This is a genomic window from Bacillus sp. FSL R5-0447, from assembly GCF_038606125.1.
Classification (GTDB): domain Bacteria; phylum Bacillota; class Bacilli; order Bacillales; family Bacillaceae; genus Bacillus; species Bacillus velezensis.
Genome location: NZ_CP152012.1, coordinates 365,785 through 384,400 on the forward strand (window position 1 = coordinate 365,785; position 18,616 = coordinate 384,400).

An 18,616-nucleotide genomic window follows, 5' to 3' on the forward strand; every position below is an offset into this window, starting at 1 on the left:
GAAACCTTCTCTTTTTTGTTTAGGGAAGGATTATAAAGGAAATGGTTCTCTAAAAAACAGGAGGGGCCGCAAGATGGAGAATGACTGGTGGAAAGACGCCGTTGTCTATCAAATCTATCCGCGAAGCTTTCAAGATACGAACGGCGACGGCATTGGCGACCTGCGGGGGATTATCGCGCGTCTCGATTATATAAAAGAACTTGGCGCTGATGTGATATGGATCTGCCCGATTTACCCGTCGCCAAACGTCGATAACGGCTACGATGTGACGGATCATCAAGCGATTATGGAATCTTACGGAAGGATGAAGGACTTTCACGATCTGCTTACAGAATGCCACAGCCGCGGATTAAAGCTTGTGATGGATTTCGTCTTAAATCATACCTCCACGGAGCATCCTTGGTTCAAAGAGGCGGAAATGAATCCGGACAGCAAATACCGCGATTATTATATTTGGCGGCCGGGCACCGCGGACGGCCCGCCGACCGATTGGGTGTCGGATTACGGACAATCCGTCTGGCAGTACGAAGAACATACGGGCGAATATTACCTGCATATGAACGCCGTCAAACAAGCCGATCTGAATTGGGAAAACCCCGAAGTTCGGCAATCAGTATACGAGATGATGAGATTTTGGCTCGATAAAGGCGTGGACGGATTGCGTATAGACCAGCTCCATCTTCTGTCAAAAAAAGAATATTTGCCGCCATATGAAGATTACATCGCCCGCCGGGCCGATCCGAAGCCTTTCCGGCCAAACGGGGCACGGATACACGATTACTTAAAAGAAATGACGAAAGAGGTGTTTTCCAAATATGACGTGATGTCGGTCGGCGAGGCCGGATCAGTGACGCCTGAGGAGGGGCTGGTCTACACGGGAACCGATGAGCATGAACTGAATATGATTTTTCATTTTCAGCATATGGAGCTTGATCAAAAGCCGGGCCAAGAGCATTGGGATGTAAAACCGCTTGAGCTGTCCGATTTGAAGAAGGTGCTCACAGACTGGCAGGAAAAACTGGAACATCAAGGCTGGAATACGCTGTATTGGGGCAATCATGACCAGCCCCGGATCGTATCCCGTTTCGGAGACGAAGGCACATACCGCAAAGCATCCGCCAAAATGCTTGCCGCCCTGCTTTATTTCATGAAAGGCACGCCGTACATTTACCAGGGGGAAGAAATCGGCATGACAAACGCTCCGTTTGACAGGATAGAGGACTATCGGGATATTCAGACCGTCAATATGTATCATAAAAGGGTATTTGAAATGGGCCGCAACAGAGAAGAAGTCATGGCGTCCATTATGGCGAAAAGCCGGGATCATGCCCGTACACCGATGCAGTGGGACGGCAGCAAGAATGCCGGATTTACGGAGGGCGAACCGTGGCTCGCGGTCAATCCCAATTACAAAACCGTCAATGCGGCCGAGGCTCAGGATGATCCCGATTCTATATTGAACTTTTACAAAAAACTGATCCGCCTGCGAAAACAGTATGCTGATATCATAAAAGGCAGCTACAAGCTGCTGCTTCCTGATGACCCGCAGCTGTTCGTGTATGAAAGACAGGCAAACGGACAAAAACTCATGTCCATCAGCAACGTATCGAAAGAAGAAGCCGCTTTTTATTGGCCGGACGGTTCCGAACCTGAAAGGGCCGAGCTGCTTCTCAGCAACTATGATAATGACAGCGGCACGGAATCCCGCATCACATTCCGCCCATACGAAACAAGAGTTTATCTGCTTGCCTGATATGTGATAGGACTCCCCCGTCCATACATGGCGGGGGCTTTTTAGGTAAATTGGATATTAATTTAGAAAAAAATATCTTGCAAAACGTAATTACTTCGTTTTATTATGGTATAGGTAACAAATGAACGAGAAAGAACGCTTTGGAAATCGTCATCATTCTGATTTACAGAACAGGGGGAAACGGCTTGTTTAAAAAATGGAGCGGAATCATTGTCATTGCGGCATGCTTTTTAATCGCGGCGGGCTGCGGCAATTCATCTTCAAAAGGTTCGTCAGGTTCTTCAAAAAGCGGCAAACTGCACGTCGTGACGACCTTTTATCCTATGTACGAATTCACGAAACAAATTGTCAAAGACAAAGGCGATGTAGACATTCTCATCCCGTCTTCGGTCGAACCCCATGATTGGGAGCCGACGCCGAAGGATATCGCCGGCATTCAAAACGCCGATCTTTTCGTATACAACAGCGAATATATGGAGACATGGGTTCCTTCAGCGGAAAAAAGCATGAGCTCTGATCATGCGAAGTTTGTAAAGGCGTCAAAAGGAATTGACTTACTCGAAGGTTCGGATGAAGAGGAAGAGGAACATGGACACGGCGGTCATGACCACAGCCACAGCATGGACCCTCACGTGTGGCTCAGCCCGGTTCTTGCGCAAAAAGAGGTCAAAACCATTACGGCGCAGATCGTAAAACAGGACCCGAAGAATAAAGCATACTATGAGAAAAATAGTAAAGAATATATTGCAAAACTGCAGGATCTTGATAAACTATACCGTACAACATTAAATAAAGCGGCGAAAAAAGAACTGATCACACAGCACGCGGCATTCAGCTATCTCGCCAAAGAATACGGCTTAAAACAAGTCGCGATTGCAGGCCTTTCTCCTGAAGAAGAGCCGAGTGCGGCCAAACTGGCGGATCTCAAAACGTTTGCCAAACAGCATGATGTGAAGATCATCTACTTTGAAGAAGTTGCATCGCCTAAAGTTGCAGATACACTTGCCGGTGAAATCGGCGCGAAAACGGAAGTGCTCAATACACTGGAAGGTTTAAGCCAAAAAGAACGGGATAAAGGCATCGGTTATATCGACATTATGGAGAAAAACCTTGATGCACTGAAAGATTCGCTATTGGTTAAATAACATAGTGTGCGCCGCGGGGTGCACACTATTTCTATGCGGGAAAGGAAGGTCAGCATGAATCTCGTTACATTACAGGATATCGTTTTTGGTTATTCGCATACACCCGTGCTTGACGGCGTGTCGCTGGAAATCAAAAGCGGCGAATTCGTCGGCATTACAGGACCGAACGGCGCGTCAAAATCGACGCTGATGAAAGTCATGCTCGGCATGCTCAGACCTTGGGAAGGAACGGCCGAGATCAGCAAAAAAAACGCAGCCGGAAAACGCCTGACAATCGGCTATGTTCCGCAGCAGATTTCTTCATTTAACGCAGGATTCCCAAGCACGGTTCTGGAGCTTGTGCAATCAGGCCGTTATACGAAGGGAAAATGGTTTAAACGATTGAACGAAACGGATCACCACGAGGTGGAAAACGCGCTGAAGATGGTGGAAATGTGGGATTTCCGTCACCGGAAAATCGGCGATTTATCCGGCGGACAGAAGCAGAAAATCTGCATTGCGAGAATGCTTGCGAGCAATCCGGATCTGCTGATGCTTGATGAGCCGACAACCGCGGTTGATTATGAAAGCAGACAGGGTTTCTACGAATTTATGCACCATCAGGTGAAAAATCACAACCGCACCGTCGTCATGGTGACACACGAACAAAACGAAGTACAGCAGTATCTGGATAAAGTCATACGGCTTGAAAGGGGGGAAAAAGGCGGATGGAAATGTTTGACTTGGAATTCATGCGACGAGCTTTTCTAGCGGGAAGCATGATCGGAATTATGGCGCCGATATTAGGCGTATATCTCGTGCTGAGAAGACAGGCGCTGATGGCGGATACACTGTCTCATATTTCATTGTCGGGCGTGGCCATCGGTTTTTTTCTCAGTACCAATATTACGGCGGCGAGCATCGTTGTCGTCACGATCGGAGCGATCGGCATTGAATACATGCGGCGGGCGTACCGTACATATTCCGAGGTATCTATCGCAATCTTAATGGCGGCCGGGCTGTCGTTTGCGATGTTTCTGATCAGCCTGTCAAAAGGCGGCGCGTCGATGAGCATCGATCAATATTTATTTGGATCGCTTGTCACGGTCAGCCAGCAGCAGGTCTATATTATCGGAGGCATTACCCTGCTGATTCTGCTTTATTTCATTATATTAAACAGACCGCTCTATCTGCTTACTTTTGACGAGGCGACGGCGAAGACATCAGGCATTAACACAAACCTGCTGTCAATGTCATTCAGCATCGTGACGGGGCTGGCGATTTCGGTCATTATTCCGATTATCGGCGTGCTGCTCGTTTCCGCACTCCTCGTACTGCCCGCGGCTTTTGCAATCCGTATCGCCAAAGGGTTTAAATGGGTGTTTGCGGCAGCCATTATTATTTCTCTTTTCAGTGTGTTCATGGGGCTGACGTCTTCGTACCAGCTCGGAACGCCTCCGGGGCCGTCAATCACTTTACTGTTAATCATTCTGCTTCTGCTCGGGTTTACGCTGCAGGGGATTTGGAATGCGTTTAAAAAAGAAAAAGAACGAAAAAACCGCCGTTAAGCGGTGCAGCAGTCTCATCTGCTGCTCCGTTTGACGGCTTTTTTTTACAGAAATATATCAGCAAGACGCTTATATGACTCTTTTTTTGCTTCGAAATCAAAGACGTTGCACAGCACCATCATCTCTTTTGTCTGATACCGCTCGGAAAGTTCAAGCAGACGGCGTTTCACTGCGGCAGGAGAGCCGATCACCATCCGCTTCCTGTTTTCTTCTATCTGTTTACGGTCCTCCGGCGAATACGGATAAGCCTTCGCTTCTTCCACACTCGGCACGCGGCTGTCGGCGCCTTTTCCGACACGAAGAAGCCATAAATCCTGGCTTAAGGCGAGTTCTTCCGCTTTCTCATCCGTAGCCGCGCATATGACGAAAATGGCACAGAGCGAGGCGGGAGCGGAAAAATGGGCGGAGGCCCGGAAATGGTCCCGATAGATCTGAAAAGCTTTTTCCCCGCGTTCCGGGTTAATGAAATGGCCGAAGACATAGCCCGCACCTTGAAGAGCGGCGCGTCTGGCGCTGTTTTCCCCGAGGCCGAGCACCCAAAGCTGCGGGGCTGTTTCAATCAAGGGCGCTGTTTTTATTCCGGCATAAGCATGGTCCGAGGGAACCGAATCTGTCAGAAAGGATGATAAATCCTGAAGCTGCCTGTTGAACTCGGTCATGCTTTTCTTTACCCCGTCTGTGAGGGCGAGCCGGATTTTCGTCGTGCCGCCCGGTGAGCGTCCGACCCCGAGGTCAATCCGGTTCGGATGCAGCGCCTCAAGCTGACGGAAAGTTTCCGCGACTTTATAGGGGCTGTACTGCGGCAGCAGCACGCCGCCTGATCCGACACGGATGGACGTTGTGGCTGCGGCGGTATGAGCGATCATAATTTCCGGCGAAACGCTTGCGAGCCCTCTTGTGCCGTGATGCTCGGCAAACCAGTACCGCTTATAGCCCCATCCTTCACTGAGGCGGGCGAGCTCCGCTGAACGGCGGAGCGTCTCGTGCGGCCCGTTTCCTTTGGATACGGGCGCCTGATCAAGTATGCTTAAATCAATCACTCGTCTGCCCCTTTCCTGACATGTATTGATACAAGGATAGGAAAAATGTTCAGTCTTCGTCAATTTCTTTGTTTTCTCTATTCTCTCCGGAAAGAAGGAGAATATAGGAAGTAATTTTTCGCCGTTTTTCGCCAAAAATTCTTATGTTTTATGAAACTTTGATATAATAAAAGACGTATATCTTAATAAACACCGGGATTCTTGTCCCGGAATTTAGTAAAAATGCGCACTTGCGGCGTGCTTAGCGGCACCCTTACAGAATAGGAGTGAATCATATGGCGATCTCTTTACAAAAAGGACAGCGGATTGATTTAACAAAAGGAAAAGCCGGTCTGTCAAAACTGCTGGTCGGACTCGGCTGGGACCCTGTATCATCCGGGGGCTTTTTCGGAAAGCTGTTCGGCGGAGGCGGTGCCAATATCGACTGTGACGCTTCCGTACTGATGCTTGAAAATGATAAAATGACAGACAGCAAAAACGTCATCTATTTCGGCAATCTGAAAAGCCGGTGCGGCGGTGTCGTACATACGGGTGACAACCTGACGGGTGAAGGCGACGGCGATGATGAACAAATTCTCATCGATTTAGCGAAAGTGCCCGCTCAGATTAATAAACTTGTGTTTGTCGTCAATATTTACGACTGCGTCAGACGAAAACAGGACTTCGGCATGATTCAAAACGCGTTCATCCGCGTTGTTGATCAGGCTAATCGCGAAGAACTGGTGACTTACAATTTAAGAGATAACTATTCAGGCAGAACGAGCCTGATCGCGGCTGAAATCTACCGCCAGGACGGCGAGTGGAAATTCGCCGCAGTAGGAGAAGGCACAAACGATACAAAAATCGGCGATATCGTTAACCGATACGCCTAAACGATAAAAAGGAGAGTGCACTCATGGCAATTTCATTGGCAAAAGGACAAAAAGTAGATTTGACTAAAACAAATCCGGGTCTTTCTAAAGTCGTTGTCGGCCTTGGCTGGGATACAAACAAATACGACGGCGGACATGACTTTGATTTAGATTCCAGCGTCTTTCTATTAAATGAAGCAGGAAGATGCGCGTCGCCCGATGATTTCATTTTCTATAATCAGCTTGAAGGCGGAAACGGCTCTGTCGCACATTCAGGCGACAACCTGACAGGCCAGGGCGAAGGCGATGACGAAAGCGTAAGGGTCAACCTGAGCGCGGTGCCTGCCGCTATTGACAAAATTTCATTCGTCATCACGATTCATGAAGCGGAAGCGCGCGGCCAAAACTTCGGACAAGTTTCCAACGCGTTCGTGCGCATTGTCAATGAAGAAACAAATGAAGAGCTGATCCGTTATGATCTGGCTGAAGATTTCTCAATTGAAACAGCCATTATCGCAGGGGAGCTTTACAGACATAACGGCGAATGGAAATTTTCCGCGATCGGCTCAGGCTACCAAGGCGGACTGGCCCGTATTGCGACAGATTACGGCCTGCAAATCGGCTGAACCATATCAAACACAGAAGGGAGAGACAGCACATGGCTATTCAATTGGCGAAAGGACAGCGTGTTGATCTGACAAAAACGAACCCCGGTCTTACAAAAGCGGTGATCGGTTTAGGCTGGGATACGAACAAGTACTCCGGAGGGCATGACTTTGACCTTGACGCGTCGGCTTTTCTTGTCGATGCCCATGACAACTGTGTAAATGATCTTGATTTTGTTTTCTACAATAACCTGGAACACCCGAGCGGGGGCGTCATCCATACGGGAGACAACCGGACGGGCGAGGGCGAGGGAGACGATGAACAAATTATCGTCGACTTCTCAAAAATACCCGCAAATATTGAAAAGATCGGCATCACCGTCACGATTCATGATGCGGAAGCGCGCGGCCAAAATTTCGGACAAGTGTCTAACGCGTTCGTGCGCGTCGTCGATGAAAACAGCCAGAATGAACTGCTTCGTTTCGATTTAGGGGAAGACTTCTCGATTGAAACGGCGGTTGTCGTTTGTGAGCTTTACCGCCATGGGGCTGAGTGGAAGTTTAACGCCATCGGCAGCGGGTTTTCCGGCGGTCTGGCATCACTTTGCCGGAATTACGGCTTGCAGGTGTAAGCAGGAAATTACCGTTTTACTAAATAGGAGGAAAAAACTTGGATTTTCTACATCATATTATGTCGACCTACGCTTCCTTTTTTGATTGGAAAATGTGGGGTGAGGTGCTGACTGACCCTGTATCATGGGGGCTGATCGGTTCCTTGGTTCTGCTGGAAGGGCTGCTGTCGGCCGACAATGCGTTAGTGCTTGCGGTGATGGTAAGGCATCTGCCTGAAAAACAGCGGAAGAAAGCATTAACATACGGATTGTTCGGGGCATATATTTTCCGTTTTATCTTTATCGGGATCGGAATGCTGCTCATTAAGTTCTGGTGGATCAAAGTGCTTGGCGCGCTGTACCTGGCTTGGCTCGTCATTAAGCATTTCTGGATCGGAGAAGGTGATGACGATACGGAAGGCATGAAGAAAAATTCATGGATGGTCCGTACGTTCGGAATTTTCTGGGCCACTGTCGTTTCAGTTGAGTTAATGGATCTGGCCTTCTCTGTTGACAGCATTCTGGCCGCGTTTGCGGTATCGGAAAAAGTGTGGGTGCTCTTGATCGGCGGTATGCTCGGCATTCTCATGATGCGTACAGTCGCAAAAGTATTCCTTGTTTTAATTGATAAAATCCCTGAGCTTGAAAACACGGCTTTCGTGCTGATCGGGATCATCGCCGTGAAAATGGCGGCGAGCGCCTTTGATTATGAAATGCCGCACGTTGTGTTCTTCGGAATCATCATCGCTGCGTTTGTGGTAACGTTTATTATCCACTATTTCAACAAACAAAAGCAGGTTCAGGAGCAAACGGCTGCATCTAAAGAAGAATAAAACAAAAAAGGAGGGAGAGTTTCATTTCCTTCCTTTTTTGTACCGATAATCATGAAGAGAAAGGAGGAAAATGATGAAGCAGGAAGAATTGGTGATCCGAAAGGCCGAGCCGGAAAACGATGACTGGGAAACGTTTCTGATGCGGCCGCTGCCGGAACGTCCCGGTTACGAGCGGGAAAACGGGCTGGCGTTTACCCGTCTTGCCGTCCGGATTTTGGGCACTCCTTATGATGAGACGGAGTATTACAATAAGCTTTTCGAGCTGTCTTCTCATGAAAACATCCATGTGTTAAGCGAGACGCTGGATAAGACCATTGCGCCTGAAACGTTTCAGGCGCTGCAGCACATCCATTCGGTCAATCAAAAAGAGAAAGGGCTTTCGGTTTCCAGGTTTGTCGCGTTTCTCGATGGGGGCAGGCTGCTTGCCAAACACGCTGATCCGCTTATGCACCGCCGGCTGAGAACCGCGTTTATGACGCTTTTGGAAACCTTTGCGGACCGGCATGAAAACGGGCTGAATCATCCCGATTTCCGGCGTGTGCTCTTGGATGTGTCAAAGTTTTCGCTGAACCACCTGAATCCATGGCTTGAACAAGCCGATATAGAGCGTGAGATGCCGAAGGTGGTGTGGTATGGAGACGCTGCCAAAAGCCAGCTCTATTTTCTCTATTATCTCATGCTGATCGGCTGTGACGTCCTATTGTTTCATCCGGCTGCGGAAGATCCGTTCAGCTTGATTGATCCGGATGAGGAACTCAGCTTTGTGATAAAGCTCCCCGCAACAGGCGGCCTTGAGCCATTCCCGAAAGAAAAGCCGGACAGAACGTCCACGACGGCCTACCGGTCAACGAAAGAAATTGAGCATGTGCTGAACCATGAGGAATCTATGATGTATAAGCCTTGGCAGTTCAGGGATCATACCCCGCAGTCCGTGACATTAAAAACGACGTATGATGAGTTATTTCTCATTGCGAAGGAGCGGGCGTTTATCCGGCCGCAATTTAAAGCGGACAGGGAGCGGGTGGCCGTTCCGAACCTTTTTGCGAAAGTGATGGGGGTTTCCAAAGATACGAAAGAATATTGGAACAGACTCCATACCGCCGCAGACTATCAGGAGACACACATGATCCGCAGTTTTCCGTTTACGGAAGAGCTGAAAGCCAACTACCAGTATCACTACAGTCAGGTTTTGAACGAAGAAGGAGCGATTGACGCGGACAGGCTGAAAAGAAGCAACATCTGGCAGTACAAGCATCTCCCGTCAGGCGTGCAGAACGCCATCGCCAATGTGATTTCTGACATGTGCAGAAACCCAGGGCTGAAGGCTTTGCCCGGGGAGCAGGCAAGGGATGCCGCAATCTATTTGTTCCGCCAGGCGACGAACCTGCCCGCTTCGCTGCTGCAATTGATTCAGACGTTTGATTACGCCCAAACCGTTCCGAAACTCGTTTTATATCATACGGAACAAAATGGCGAACTTACACGTTCTGACGCCGCCGCTCTGTTGTTTTTAAATAAATTCGGCGTCGATATCATCTTGTATAATCCGCCGGGCCATCAGGACATTGAGCATTATATTGAAGAAAGCCAATTTGATGTCCATTGGCTGGAGGACATGGTGTTTCGGCAGGAATATAAGGAGCCGTCACTCGTAAGAAAGCTGTTTAGAACCATTACGCAAAAGCAGGGAGAGTAAATAAACATGACAGAAAATCAAAATCCGCTTGTTCTTGATAAAAATGAAGAGATTTCTGAACAAAAAGCAGATGACATCAGGGTGCAGCTGCGCCACGACCCTGAGGTGCAGCGCATTTCGCAGCAGATTGACGTGAAAAACCAAATGGAGCTGCTTGAGTACGGAAAAGAACCGGCAGTTGAAATCTCGAAGTTCTCCGACCGCATCTTAAATATGATGAAAACAACAAGTGTCACGGATTCAGGCACAATGCTGACGCAGCTCGGAAAAATCATGGACCGTTTTGACAAAAATGATTTCGATGAACCAAAAGGATTTCTCGCTAAAATGTTCAAACGCGGCAACAGTATGATTGAAAAGATTTTTCAAAAGTACCGCACCCTGGGCGGAGAAATTGAAAAAATCCACGTCGAAATTTCAAAATACAAAGATGAAATGGCAAAGACGAACCATACGCTTGAAGAGATGTATGAAAACAACATTAACTACTACATGGAGCTTGAAAAATATGTCGTTGCCGGGCAGATGAAGCTTGAGGAAATGCAGGCGCTCATTCCTTCTTATGAAGAAAAAGCGGCAGGCGGAAACCAGCTTGCGCAAATGCAGCTTGATACGCTGCGTGACGGGCTTCAGGCGCTTGAGGAACGTGTCTATGATTTAGATATGGCGCGGATGGTGGCGCTGCAAACGGCGCCGCAGATCCGCCTCCTTCAGCGCGGAAATACGAAGCTCATCGGGAAAATCAATTCCGCTTTCGTCATTACGATTCCGATTTTCAAAAACGGCATCATTCAGGCTGTCACAGTCAAACGGCAAAAGCTTGTGGCTGATTCAATGAGCGAGCTGGACCGCCGCACGAATGAAATGCTGAAGCGAAACGCTGAAAATATTTCAAACCAAAGCGTGGAGATTGCCCGTATGGCAGGCCGTCCGAGCATTGACATTGAGACGATTGAAACGTCTTGGAATACGATTGTCAGCGGTATGCAGGAAACGAAACAGATCGAAGAAGAGAACAGACGTATCAGAGAAGACGGCGCGAAACGGATTCAACAGCTTCAGGATAATATTAAAAACGCAGTCTTAAAGAATTAACACACACCCCGCTTGCTTACGGCAAGCGGGATTTTTTTGCGAAAAAAGATAATGACAATGTGTAAAGACAGGTGTAAACTTATACGGTAATCATTTTCGATTTGAGGTGCTGCTTATGAACAAACAACCTGCCGTCACTCCGCGAAAACTTCTGGCGATTGCCGGAATGGGCTGGCTGTTTGATGCGATGGATGTCGGAATTTTATCGTTTATTATCGCCGCGCTTCACACTGATTGGAATTTAACACCCGATCAAATGAAATGGATCGGAAGCGTCAATTCCATCGGTATGGCAGCGGGCGCCTTTGTATTCGGAATGCTGGCCGACAGGATCGGCCGGAAAAAAGTGTTTATGATCACGCTGTTATTCTTTTCTGTCGGAAGCGGCATATCCGCTTTCGCAACGGGATTGACGGTTTTTCTCATATTGCGTTTTCTGATCGGAATGGGGCTTGGCGGGGAACTGCCTGTCGCCTCGACGCTCGTGTCAGAAGCGTCCCCTCCCGAAAAGCGGGGACGGATCATCGTGCTGCTTGAGAGCTTTTGGGCCGCGGGCTGGCTTCTTGCGGCGGTGATTTCCTACTTTGTCATACCGTCATTCGGCTGGCAGGCCGCGCTGCTCTTAACGGCGCTGGCCGCATTTTATGCGCTGTACTTGCGGAAAAGCCTTCCGGAATCACCGGCGCATCAGGCATTGCCGCAGAAAAAAAGCATACGCGGGCAGGCGGGAAGTGTCTGGACGAAACCGTATATCCGGCCGACGGTGCTGCTGTCTGTCGTTTGGTTCTGCGTCGTCTTTTCATATTACGGCATGTTTTTATGGCTGCCGAGCGTGATGCTGATGAAAGGCTACAGCATGATTGAGAGCTTCGAATACGTCCTTCTGATGACACTTGCCCAGCTTCCCGGATATTTCTCTGCGGCGTGGCTGATCGAAAAAGCGGGGCGGAAGACCATCTTAGTCATCTATTTGCTCGGAACGGCGGGCAGCGCTTATTTCTTCGGTGCCACGGATTCACTGGCCATGCTGCTCGCGGCCGGCATGCTGCTGTCCTTCTTCAATCTCGGCGCATGGGGCGTGCTTTACGCCTATACACCGGAGCAGTATCCTGCGGCGATCCGTGCGACCGGTTCCGGCACAACGGCGGCGGTCGGCAGAATCGGCGGCATTTTCGGTCCGCTTCTCGTCGGATCGCTTGCAGCCCGGAACGTTTCGTTTACAGCAATTTTCGCCGTCTTTTGTGCGGCCATCCTGGTTGCCGTCATCACCATTATTATTCTCGGAAAAGAAACGAAACAGACAGAGCTTGCGCAATGAGCACCCTTTTGAGGTGCTTTTTTTAGTGAGCTGTCTGTCGGCAGACCTATATTTTTCCTTAATATCCCTTATTTTTAGGAGGGGAAAACTTCTTTTTCCGGGACAATGTCGCAAAAAAATTCTTGTATTTGTAAAAAAAGGATAGGAAATCAGTTTGCAGCACATTCGATGGAAACGTTCTCAAGCCTGATAAAAGCCCGGTTTCCTTTATAATTTATCCTCAATAAGGAGGATTAGAGAGTATTTAGAAGCATACCAGAGGAAAATAAGACACAGGGATGTTTTTAAAGTAATGATACAAAATAAAAGGGATTATGATGTTTGTTTGACTTATTACAAACGTGTTACGGTATTAAAGATTGCTTATTATGGAGGGAAAATATGAATTTGGATGAGAAACCAATTAAGATAAAAGTCGAAAATGTATCTAAGGTTTTCGGAAAACAGACAAAAAAAGCCATTCAGATGCTGTCCAGCGGAAAAAACAAAAAAGAGATCCTGAAAGCGACCGGATCAACCGTTGGTGTCAATCAAGCAAACTTTGATGTATATGATGGGGAGATATTTGTCATCATGGGTCTATCGGGGAGCGGTAAATCAACTTTAGTTCGGCTGTTAAACCGGCTTATTGAACCGACTGCCGGGAATATTTATATTGATGGTGACATGATAACAAATATGTCAAAAGACCAGCTCCGGGAAGTGCGCCGGAAAAAAATCAGCATGGTCTTTCAAAAATTTGCACTGTTTCCGCACAGAACAATTCTTGAAAATACGGAATACGGCCTGGAGCTTCAAGGCGTCGACAAAAAAGAGCGTGAGCAAAAAGCGCTTGATTCGCTTAAACTTGTCGGTCTTGAAGGCTTTGAACACCAATTCCCAGATCAGCTCAGCGGAGGAATGCAGCAGCGTGTCGGACTTGCCCGCGCATTGACGAATGATCCTGACATTCTTCTGATGGATGAAGCTTTCAGTGCGCTTGATCCGCTGATCCGCAAAGACATGCAGGATGAGCTTTTAGACCTTCATGACTCTGTCGGCAAGACGATCATCTTCATCACGCATGATCTTGATGAAGCATTGCGCATCGGCGACAGAATCGTGCTGATGAAAGACGGTAACATCGTTCAGATCGGGACGCCTGAAGAAATTCTGATGAGCCCGTCCAATGAATACGTTGAGAAATTCGTTGAGGACGTTGATTTATCCAAAGTTCTGACAGCGGGCCACATCATGAAGCGCGCTGAAACCGTGCGGATTGACAAAGGGCCTCGTGTAGCGCTGCAGCTCATGAAGAATCTCGGTATTTCTTCTATTTACGCCGTTGATAAACAGAAACAGCTTCTCGGCGTCATTCACGCGGCGGATGCGAAAAAAGCGGTGGAATCCGACTTATCGCTTCAGGATATTTTAAATACTGAATTTACGACTGTGCACGAAAGCACGTACTTGACGGAAATTTTCGATGTCGTGTCTGATGCGAATATTCCGATCGCCGTCACGGACGATAAGGACCGCATGAAAGGCATTGTCGTGAAAGGCGCATTAATCGGCGCGCTTTCAGGAAATAACGATTATATAAATGTTGAAGATTCTGCTGAACAAGCTCAGGATTCTTCTGTTCAGGGGGTGAAGTAAATGGACAGATTGCCTAGAATTCCGTTAGCAGATATCGTTGACCGGTTTGTTGACTGGCTTACCATGACGTTCGGAGGTTTCTTTGACGGAATCTCAAACGGTTTGGCCGCTTTCGTAAACGCGATTGTGAGCGGTTTGGGTTTCATCCCGTCTATTTTATTGACTGTTATTTTTGCAGCTCTCGCTTGGTGGATCAGTACGAGAGGAATTGCACTCTTTACGTTAATCGGATTCCTTGTTATTGATTATTTGGGCTATTGGTCGCCGATGCTGCAAACGTTGGCGCTTGTCGTCACATCTGTTTTGATTTCCATTATTATCGGGGTTCCGATCGGCATATGGGCGTCTCAGAAAGAAACGGTCCGCCGCATTGTTACACCGATTCTGGATTTAATGCAGACCATGCCGGCTTTCGTATATCTGCTGCCTGCAATTTTCTTCTTTAATATCGGGGTTGTGCCAGGCGTCGTGGCATCTGTTATTTTCGCGATGCCTCCGACGATTCGCATGACGGTTCTCGGTATTAAACAAGTTCCGGCTGATTTGATCGAAGCGACGGAAGCATTCGGTTCAACGACGTCTCAGCGCCTGTTCAAGGTGCAGCTTCCGCTTGCCACAAAAACAATTCTTGCCGGTATTAACCAAAGCATCATGCTTGCTTTGTCAATGGTCGTTATCGCGGCCATGGTCGGTGCGCCGGGCCTCGGTTCTGAAGTATACAGCGCCGTGACACAGTTGAAAACCGGTGTCGGAGTGGAAGCGGGTATCGCGATCGTCATCGTAGCGATTACACTCGACCGTATCACGCAAAACATTAAAGTGAAGAAGAAGAGCAGGGGGAATGCCTGATGCTTAAGAAAATCATCGGTGTCGGCGTTACCGCTGCGCTGGCTCTTTCTTTGGCTGCCTGCGGTTCGCAGACTGATGGTAAGGCAACGGCTGCGGACCAGGTGAACAAAACCATTATCGGTATTGATCCGGGATCGGGAATCATGGCCCTGACGGATGAGGCCGTGAAGGATTACGGATTGAAAGACTGGAATGTCGTCACGGCGTCAAGTGCTGCCATGACGGCGACATTGAAGAAATCATATGACCGGAAAAAGCCGATCATCGTAACGGGCTGGACGCCGCACTGGATGTTCTCCAGATACAAGCTGAAGTTCCTTGATGATCCGAAAAAAACGTACGGAACTGCCGAGCAGATTCATACGATTACAAGAACCGGCTTCAGTAAGGAACAGCCTAACGCGGCCAAAGTTCTCAGCCAGTTCAAATGGACGCAGGACGATATGGGAGAAGTCATGATTGCCGTTGAAGAAGGCGAAAAGCCGGCCAAAGCCGCTGCTGAATATGTGAAAAAACACAAAGATCAAGTAGCTCAATGGACAAAAGGCGCCCATAAAGTCAAAGGGGATAAAATTAACCTGGCATATGTGGCTTGGGACAGTGAAATCGCAAGTACGAACGTGGTCGGAAAAGTATTTCAAGACCTCGGCTATGACGTGAAGCTGACGCAAGTGGAGGCAGGACCGATGTGGACTGCGATTGCGACAGGCAGCGCGGATGCGTCATTGTCTGCTTGGCTTCCGAATACCCATAAGGCATATGCGTCTAAATATAAAGGCAAATATGAAGATGTAGGAACGAGTCTGACAGGCGTCAAGATGGGTCTGGTCGTTCCTCAGTACATGAAAAACGTCAATTCAATTGAAGATCTGAAGAAGTAATGAGGAAAAGCAGCCCTGTAACGGGCTGCTTTTTTTATGCTTCAAACGATTTGAGGACGGCAGCCGTTAATATCTCAACGCCTGTAAAGATGGCGCTTCGGTCAAATGTCATTTGGGGATGGTGAAGCCCCGGCTGCAGACCGCATCCTAGGCCGAGCATCGTCGTTTTCAAGTTTGGCACCTTTAACCCGTAAAAGTGAAAATCCTCTCCTCCGGTTGTCACAAGAGGTTCATCCACATGTTCTTCTCCGAGAATGCCGCTTATCGCAGATGCCATGATGGATTCCGCCTCTTTGTTTCGCTCGGCTGCCGGGAGGCTGTGTTCTTTTTGCAGTTCGATTTTTGCGCCGAATGCGGCAGCCGCCGCCTCACAGGCTCTTTCGGTTTCGGCGGTTAATTTCTCCATGGCGGCATTGGTTTGTGCGCGGAGGTCAAGGCTGAACGATGCTTTTCCCGGAATGATATTGGAACTCTCACCGCCTGCCTGAAGCTTTGTCATCTTCACGGAATGCGGGATGCCGGGATCAAGATGAATGAAGCTGAGTTTTTGGACGAGAAGGGCGGCGATTTCGATACTGTTAAGGCCGAGATGCGGTCTCGCGCCGTGGGCTTCTTCTCCGATAATCAGGCCTTCTATATGCTGGCTTGAGCCATGCAGAATGGACGGTGCGCATCGGCCGTTTGCCGTTTCCTGTACGGGGCGCACGTGCACGCCGTATAAGAAATCAACATCATCCAGTACGCCTTTTTCAATCATTTTCAGCGCTCCGCCGCCTTTTTCTTCAGCTGGCTGAAAAATAAAGCGGATGGTGCCCTTCGGAAGTTTCGGCTGACTCTTTAAAAGCATCATCGTGCCGAGCGCCATCGTCATATGTGAATCATGTCCGCATGAATGGTTCGCCTGAAAGACACCGTCCACTTCCTGCCACAGCGCGTCAATATCCGCCCGGACAGCCACAACCGGCGAGCCTTCTCCGATTTCGCCGACAACACCGGTACAATCATCAAACGTGCGGGTCCGGCAGCCGGCCTCTTTCAGTTTTTCAGTCAGATATTCAGTTGTTTGATATTCTTTCCAGCTTACTTCGGGATTGGCGTGCAGGTGGTCAAAAATATCCATAATGACTTGCTTTTCATGCGCTGTGAGTCTGTTCATGCCGTAAGTCCTCCTTCAAAAGCTGTCTGTTTTTTATTTTTGATATTGAAAACAGGCAATCGGTCTGTATATAATATAGCACATATCTGTATTTTCTGAATAGTTTATAAATTTAAAGCGGGATGGTGATGTTATGGCTGTGCCGAAGGCCGAACCTGTATTGAAAAAGAAGAAATTGTTTGTGATGCCTGATGCTTATGTGCTGCTGTTCATTGTCGCTTTACTATGCGCGATAGCGTCGTACATCGTTCCCGCAGGGGAATTTGACAGAGTGACAAAGGGCAGTGTGACGTCCGCCGTCCCGGGAAGCTATCATTCTTTAGACCAGTCTCCTGTCAGCCCGATCGCTTTTTTTACCGCGATTCAGGAAGGGATGACAAGTTCCGCGCCGATTATTTTTTTAATCCTGTTTACGGGCGGCACCATTGCGATTTTGGAGAAAACGGGCGCCATCAATGGATTGATCAGTAATGTCATCAGTACGTTCCGCACAAAACAGCTGCTGTTTATTGCGATTGTCGGCTCTCTATTTTCGATCCTCGGCACAACCGGCATCGTCGTTAATTCCGTGATCGGTTTTATTCCGATCGGCCTGATCGTCGCCCGCTCGCTGAAATGGGACGCCGTGGCCGGGGCGGCCGTCATTTATATCGGCTGCTATGCCGGGTTTAACGCGACGATTTTATCACCTTCACCGCTCGGGTTATCACAAAGCATCGCGGAGCTGCCGCTGTTTTCCGGTATCGGCCTGCGGATTGCCGTCTACATTTGTTTTCTGTTATCATCTATTTTATATATTTATCGGTATACGAGAAAACTCAGAAAAGCAAAGGATGCCAGTCTGCTGGGGAACGATTGGTTTCCGGCGGCAGGTTCACTCCCGCAGGTTTCTGAGCCGGAGGACAAGCATGTCCCGTTTACCGTCCGCCATAAATTGATTCTGGCTGTTGCGGCTTTGTCGCTTGCCGGCTTTTTATACGGCGCGCTTACTCTTGGCTGGTCTGATTCAGAGATGGCCGCCGTGTTCATTTTTATCTCAATCGTGTCCGGCCTGATTGCGGGAATGGCGGCAAATGATATCGCAAAAACGTTTATTACAGGCTGTCAGGGGCTCGTTTACGGTGCACTGATCGTCGGAATGGCGAGAAGCATTTCCGTTATCCTGGAACATGGAAAGCTGCTTGATACGGTAGTCAATGGACTAGCGTCACTGCTGCACGGTTTCAGCCCGATGGCAGGCGCAATCGGAATGTATATTTCCAGCGCCCTGCTTCATTTTCTGATTTCATCGGGCTCAGGGGAGGCGGTCGTATTTATTCCGATCTTGGCGCCGCTTGCCGATCTGATGGGCATCACGAGACAGGTCGCGGTTGAAGCGGTCATGCTCGGAGAAGGCGTCGTAAACTGTGTCAATCCGACTTCCGGCGTGCTGATGGCCGTACTGGCTGCCAGCGGCATTCCGTACGTAAAGTGGCTTCGCTTCATGATTCCGCTGGCGCTGATTTGGTTTGTCATCGGTCTCGTGTTTATCTGCATAGGCGTCCTGATCAATTGGGGCCCTTATTAACATTTTTGTCAATGATATTTCGGTTTATCAT

17 protein-coding genes are annotated in these 18,616 nt (G+C 48.6%); 15 read left to right on the forward strand and 2 right to left on the reverse strand.

Annotated features, from left to right (window positions below; genetic code table 11):
• Positions 1-73 precede the first annotated feature (73 nt).
• The 4 genes from NYE68_RS01940 to NYE68_RS01955 all read left to right on the forward strand — a co-directional run bounded on the left by NYE68_RS01940 (position 74) and on the right by NYE68_RS01955 (position 4,445).
• Positions 74-1,753, forward strand: a complete 1,680-nt coding sequence (locus NYE68_RS01940; RefSeq protein ID WP_324636150.1) for an alpha-glucosidase — start codon at positions 74-76, stop codon at positions 1,751-1,753.
• A 185-nt stretch (positions 1,754-1,938) separates the two neighbouring features.
• Positions 1,939-2,898, forward strand: coding sequence for a metal ABC transporter substrate-binding protein (locus NYE68_RS01945; RefSeq protein WP_064107327.1), 960 nt, complete (start codon positions 1,939-1,941; stop codon positions 2,896-2,898).
• A 54-nt stretch (positions 2,899-2,952) separates the two neighbouring features.
• Positions 2,953-3,648: a metal ABC transporter ATP-binding protein gene (locus NYE68_RS01950; protein ID WP_003156655.1), complete on the forward strand. Its 696-nt coding sequence runs from the start codon at positions 2,953-2,955 to the stop codon at positions 3,646-3,648.
• A complete protein-coding gene (locus NYE68_RS01955; protein WP_222835625.1) occupies positions 3,606-4,445 on the forward strand; it encodes a metal ABC transporter permease in 840 nt (279 codons plus the stop codon). Before NYE68_RS01950 ends, NYE68_RS01955 begins: the two co-directional genes overlap by 43 nt.
• A gap of 44 nt (positions 4,446-4,489) precedes the next feature.
• Here the strand turns inward: NYE68_RS01955 and NYE68_RS01960 are convergent, their stop codons facing one another.
• On the reverse strand, positions 4,490-5,485 hold the full coding sequence (locus NYE68_RS01960) for an LLM class flavin-dependent oxidoreductase (RefSeq protein WP_060563032.1): 996 nt from the start codon (positions 5,483-5,485) through the stop codon (positions 4,490-4,492).
• Between the two features lie 275 nt (positions 5,486-5,760).
• On the opposite strand from NYE68_RS01960, the gene NYE68_RS01965 reads away from it, so the two are divergent.
• From NYE68_RS01965 to NYE68_RS02010, 10 genes are all read left to right on the forward strand, one after another.
• A complete protein-coding gene (locus NYE68_RS01965) occupies positions 5,761-6,357 on the forward strand; it encodes a TerD family protein (protein WP_015239102.1) in 597 nt (198 codons plus the stop codon).
• Positions 6,358-6,380: 23 nt separating this feature from the next.
• The gene (locus tag NYE68_RS01970; RefSeq protein WP_003156648.1) at positions 6,381-6,962 is read left to right on the forward strand and encodes a TerD family protein; all 582 of its coding nucleotides are present in this window, start codon (positions 6,381-6,383) and stop codon (positions 6,960-6,962) included.
• Between the two features lie 32 nt (positions 6,963-6,994).
• Positions 6,995-7,573, forward strand: coding sequence for a TerD family protein (locus NYE68_RS01975; protein WP_003156645.1), 579 nt, complete (start codon positions 6,995-6,997; stop codon positions 7,571-7,573).
• A 38-nt stretch (positions 7,574-7,611) separates the two neighbouring features.
• Positions 7,612-8,385 (forward strand): TerC family protein, encoded by a 774-nt coding sequence (locus tag NYE68_RS01980; RefSeq protein ID WP_003156644.1) that lies wholly within the window; start codon positions 7,612-7,614, stop codon positions 8,383-8,385.
• Between the two features lie 73 nt (positions 8,386-8,458).
• On the forward strand, positions 8,459-10,081 hold the full coding sequence (locus tag NYE68_RS01985; protein ID WP_144464863.1) for a YceG family protein: 1,623 nt from the start codon (positions 8,459-8,461) through the stop codon (positions 10,079-10,081).
• 6 nt (positions 10,082-10,087) lie between these two features.
• Positions 10,088-11,176 (forward strand): toxic anion resistance protein, encoded by a 1,089-nt coding sequence (locus NYE68_RS01990; protein WP_060675281.1) that lies wholly within the window; start codon positions 10,088-10,090, stop codon positions 11,174-11,176.
• Between the two features lie 115 nt (positions 11,177-11,291).
• Positions 11,292-12,494: an MFS transporter gene (locus NYE68_RS01995; protein WP_324636147.1), complete on the forward strand. Its 1,203-nt coding sequence runs from the start codon at positions 11,292-11,294 to the stop codon at positions 12,492-12,494.
• Positions 12,495-12,875: 381 nt separating this feature from the next.
• On the forward strand, positions 12,876-14,132 hold the full coding sequence (gene opuAA, locus NYE68_RS02000) for a glycine/proline betaine ABC transporter ATP-binding protein OpuAA (protein WP_003156640.1): 1,257 nt from the start codon (positions 12,876-12,878) through the stop codon (positions 14,130-14,132).
• On the forward strand, positions 14,133-14,981 hold the full coding sequence (opuAB, locus tag NYE68_RS02005) for a glycine/proline betaine ABC transporter permease subunit OpuAB (protein ID WP_003156639.1): 849 nt from the start codon (positions 14,133-14,135) through the stop codon (positions 14,979-14,981).
• The gene (locus NYE68_RS02010) at positions 14,981-15,862 is read left to right on the forward strand and encodes a glycine betaine ABC transporter substrate-binding protein (protein ID WP_015416757.1); all 882 of its coding nucleotides are present in this window, start codon (positions 14,981-14,983) and stop codon (positions 15,860-15,862) included. The genes opuAB and NYE68_RS02010 overlap by 1 nt, the downstream gene beginning before the upstream one ends.
• A gap of 34 nt (positions 15,863-15,896) precedes the next feature.
• Here the strand turns inward: NYE68_RS02010 and NYE68_RS02015 are convergent, their stop codons facing one another.
• Positions 15,897-17,018, reverse strand: coding sequence for a M20 peptidase aminoacylase family protein (locus tag NYE68_RS02015; RefSeq protein ID WP_053573760.1), 1,122 nt, complete (start codon positions 17,016-17,018; stop codon positions 15,897-15,899).
• A 133-nt stretch (positions 17,019-17,151) separates the two neighbouring features.
• On the opposite strand from NYE68_RS02015, the gene NYE68_RS02020 reads away from it, so the two are divergent.
• A complete protein-coding gene (locus NYE68_RS02020) occupies positions 17,152-18,585 on the forward strand; it encodes a YfcC family protein (RefSeq protein ID WP_007609251.1) in 1,434 nt (477 codons plus the stop codon).
• Positions 18,586-18,616: the final 31 nt, after the last annotated feature.

What these genes read in the sequence shown, in the direction of transcription:
- NYE68_RS01985 (WP_144464863.1), top strand. Translation starts at nt 8,459, where the DNA reads ATGAAGCAGGAAGAATTGGTGATCCGAAAGGCCGAGCCGGAAAACGAT.
- NYE68_RS02020 (WP_007609251.1), top strand. Translation starts at nt 17,152, where the DNA reads ATGGCTGTGCCGAAGGCCGAACCTGTATTGAAAAAGAAGAAATTGTTT.
- NYE68_RS02010 (WP_015416757.1), top strand. Translation starts at nt 14,981, where the DNA reads ATGCTTAAGAAAATCATCGGTGTCGGCGTTACCGCTGCGCTGGCTCTT.
- NYE68_RS01965 (WP_015239102.1), top strand. Translation starts at nt 5,761, where the DNA reads ATGGCGATCTCTTTACAAAAAGGACAGCGGATTGATTTAACAAAAGGA.
- NYE68_RS01995 (WP_324636147.1), top strand. Translation starts at nt 11,292, where the DNA reads ATGAACAAACAACCTGCCGTCACTCCGCGAAAACTTCTGGCGATTGCC.
- NYE68_RS01990 (WP_060675281.1), top strand. Translation starts at nt 10,088, where the DNA reads ATGACAGAAAATCAAAATCCGCTTGTTCTTGATAAAAATGAAGAGATT.
- opuAA (WP_003156640.1), top strand. Translation starts at nt 12,876, where the DNA reads ATGAATTTGGATGAGAAACCAATTAAGATAAAAGTCGAAAATGTATCT.
- NYE68_RS01950 (WP_003156655.1), top strand. Translation starts at nt 2,953, where the DNA reads ATGAATCTCGTTACATTACAGGATATCGTTTTTGGTTATTCGCATACA.
- opuAB (WP_003156639.1), top strand. Translation starts at nt 14,133, where the DNA reads ATGGACAGATTGCCTAGAATTCCGTTAGCAGATATCGTTGACCGGTTT.
- NYE68_RS01970 (WP_003156648.1), top strand. Translation starts at nt 6,381, where the DNA reads ATGGCAATTTCATTGGCAAAAGGACAAAAAGTAGATTTGACTAAAACA.
- NYE68_RS02015 (WP_053573760.1), bottom strand. Translation starts at nt 17,018, where the DNA reads ATGAACAGACTCACAGCGCATGAAAAGCAAGTCATTATGGATATTTTT.
- NYE68_RS01955 (WP_222835625.1), top strand. Translation starts at nt 3,606, where the DNA reads ATGGAAATGTTTGACTTGGAATTCATGCGACGAGCTTTTCTAGCGGGA.
- NYE68_RS01975 (WP_003156645.1), top strand. Translation starts at nt 6,995, where the DNA reads ATGGCTATTCAATTGGCGAAAGGACAGCGTGTTGATCTGACAAAAACG.
- NYE68_RS01940 (WP_324636150.1), top strand. Translation starts at nt 74, where the DNA reads ATGGAGAATGACTGGTGGAAAGACGCCGTTGTCTATCAAATCTATCCG.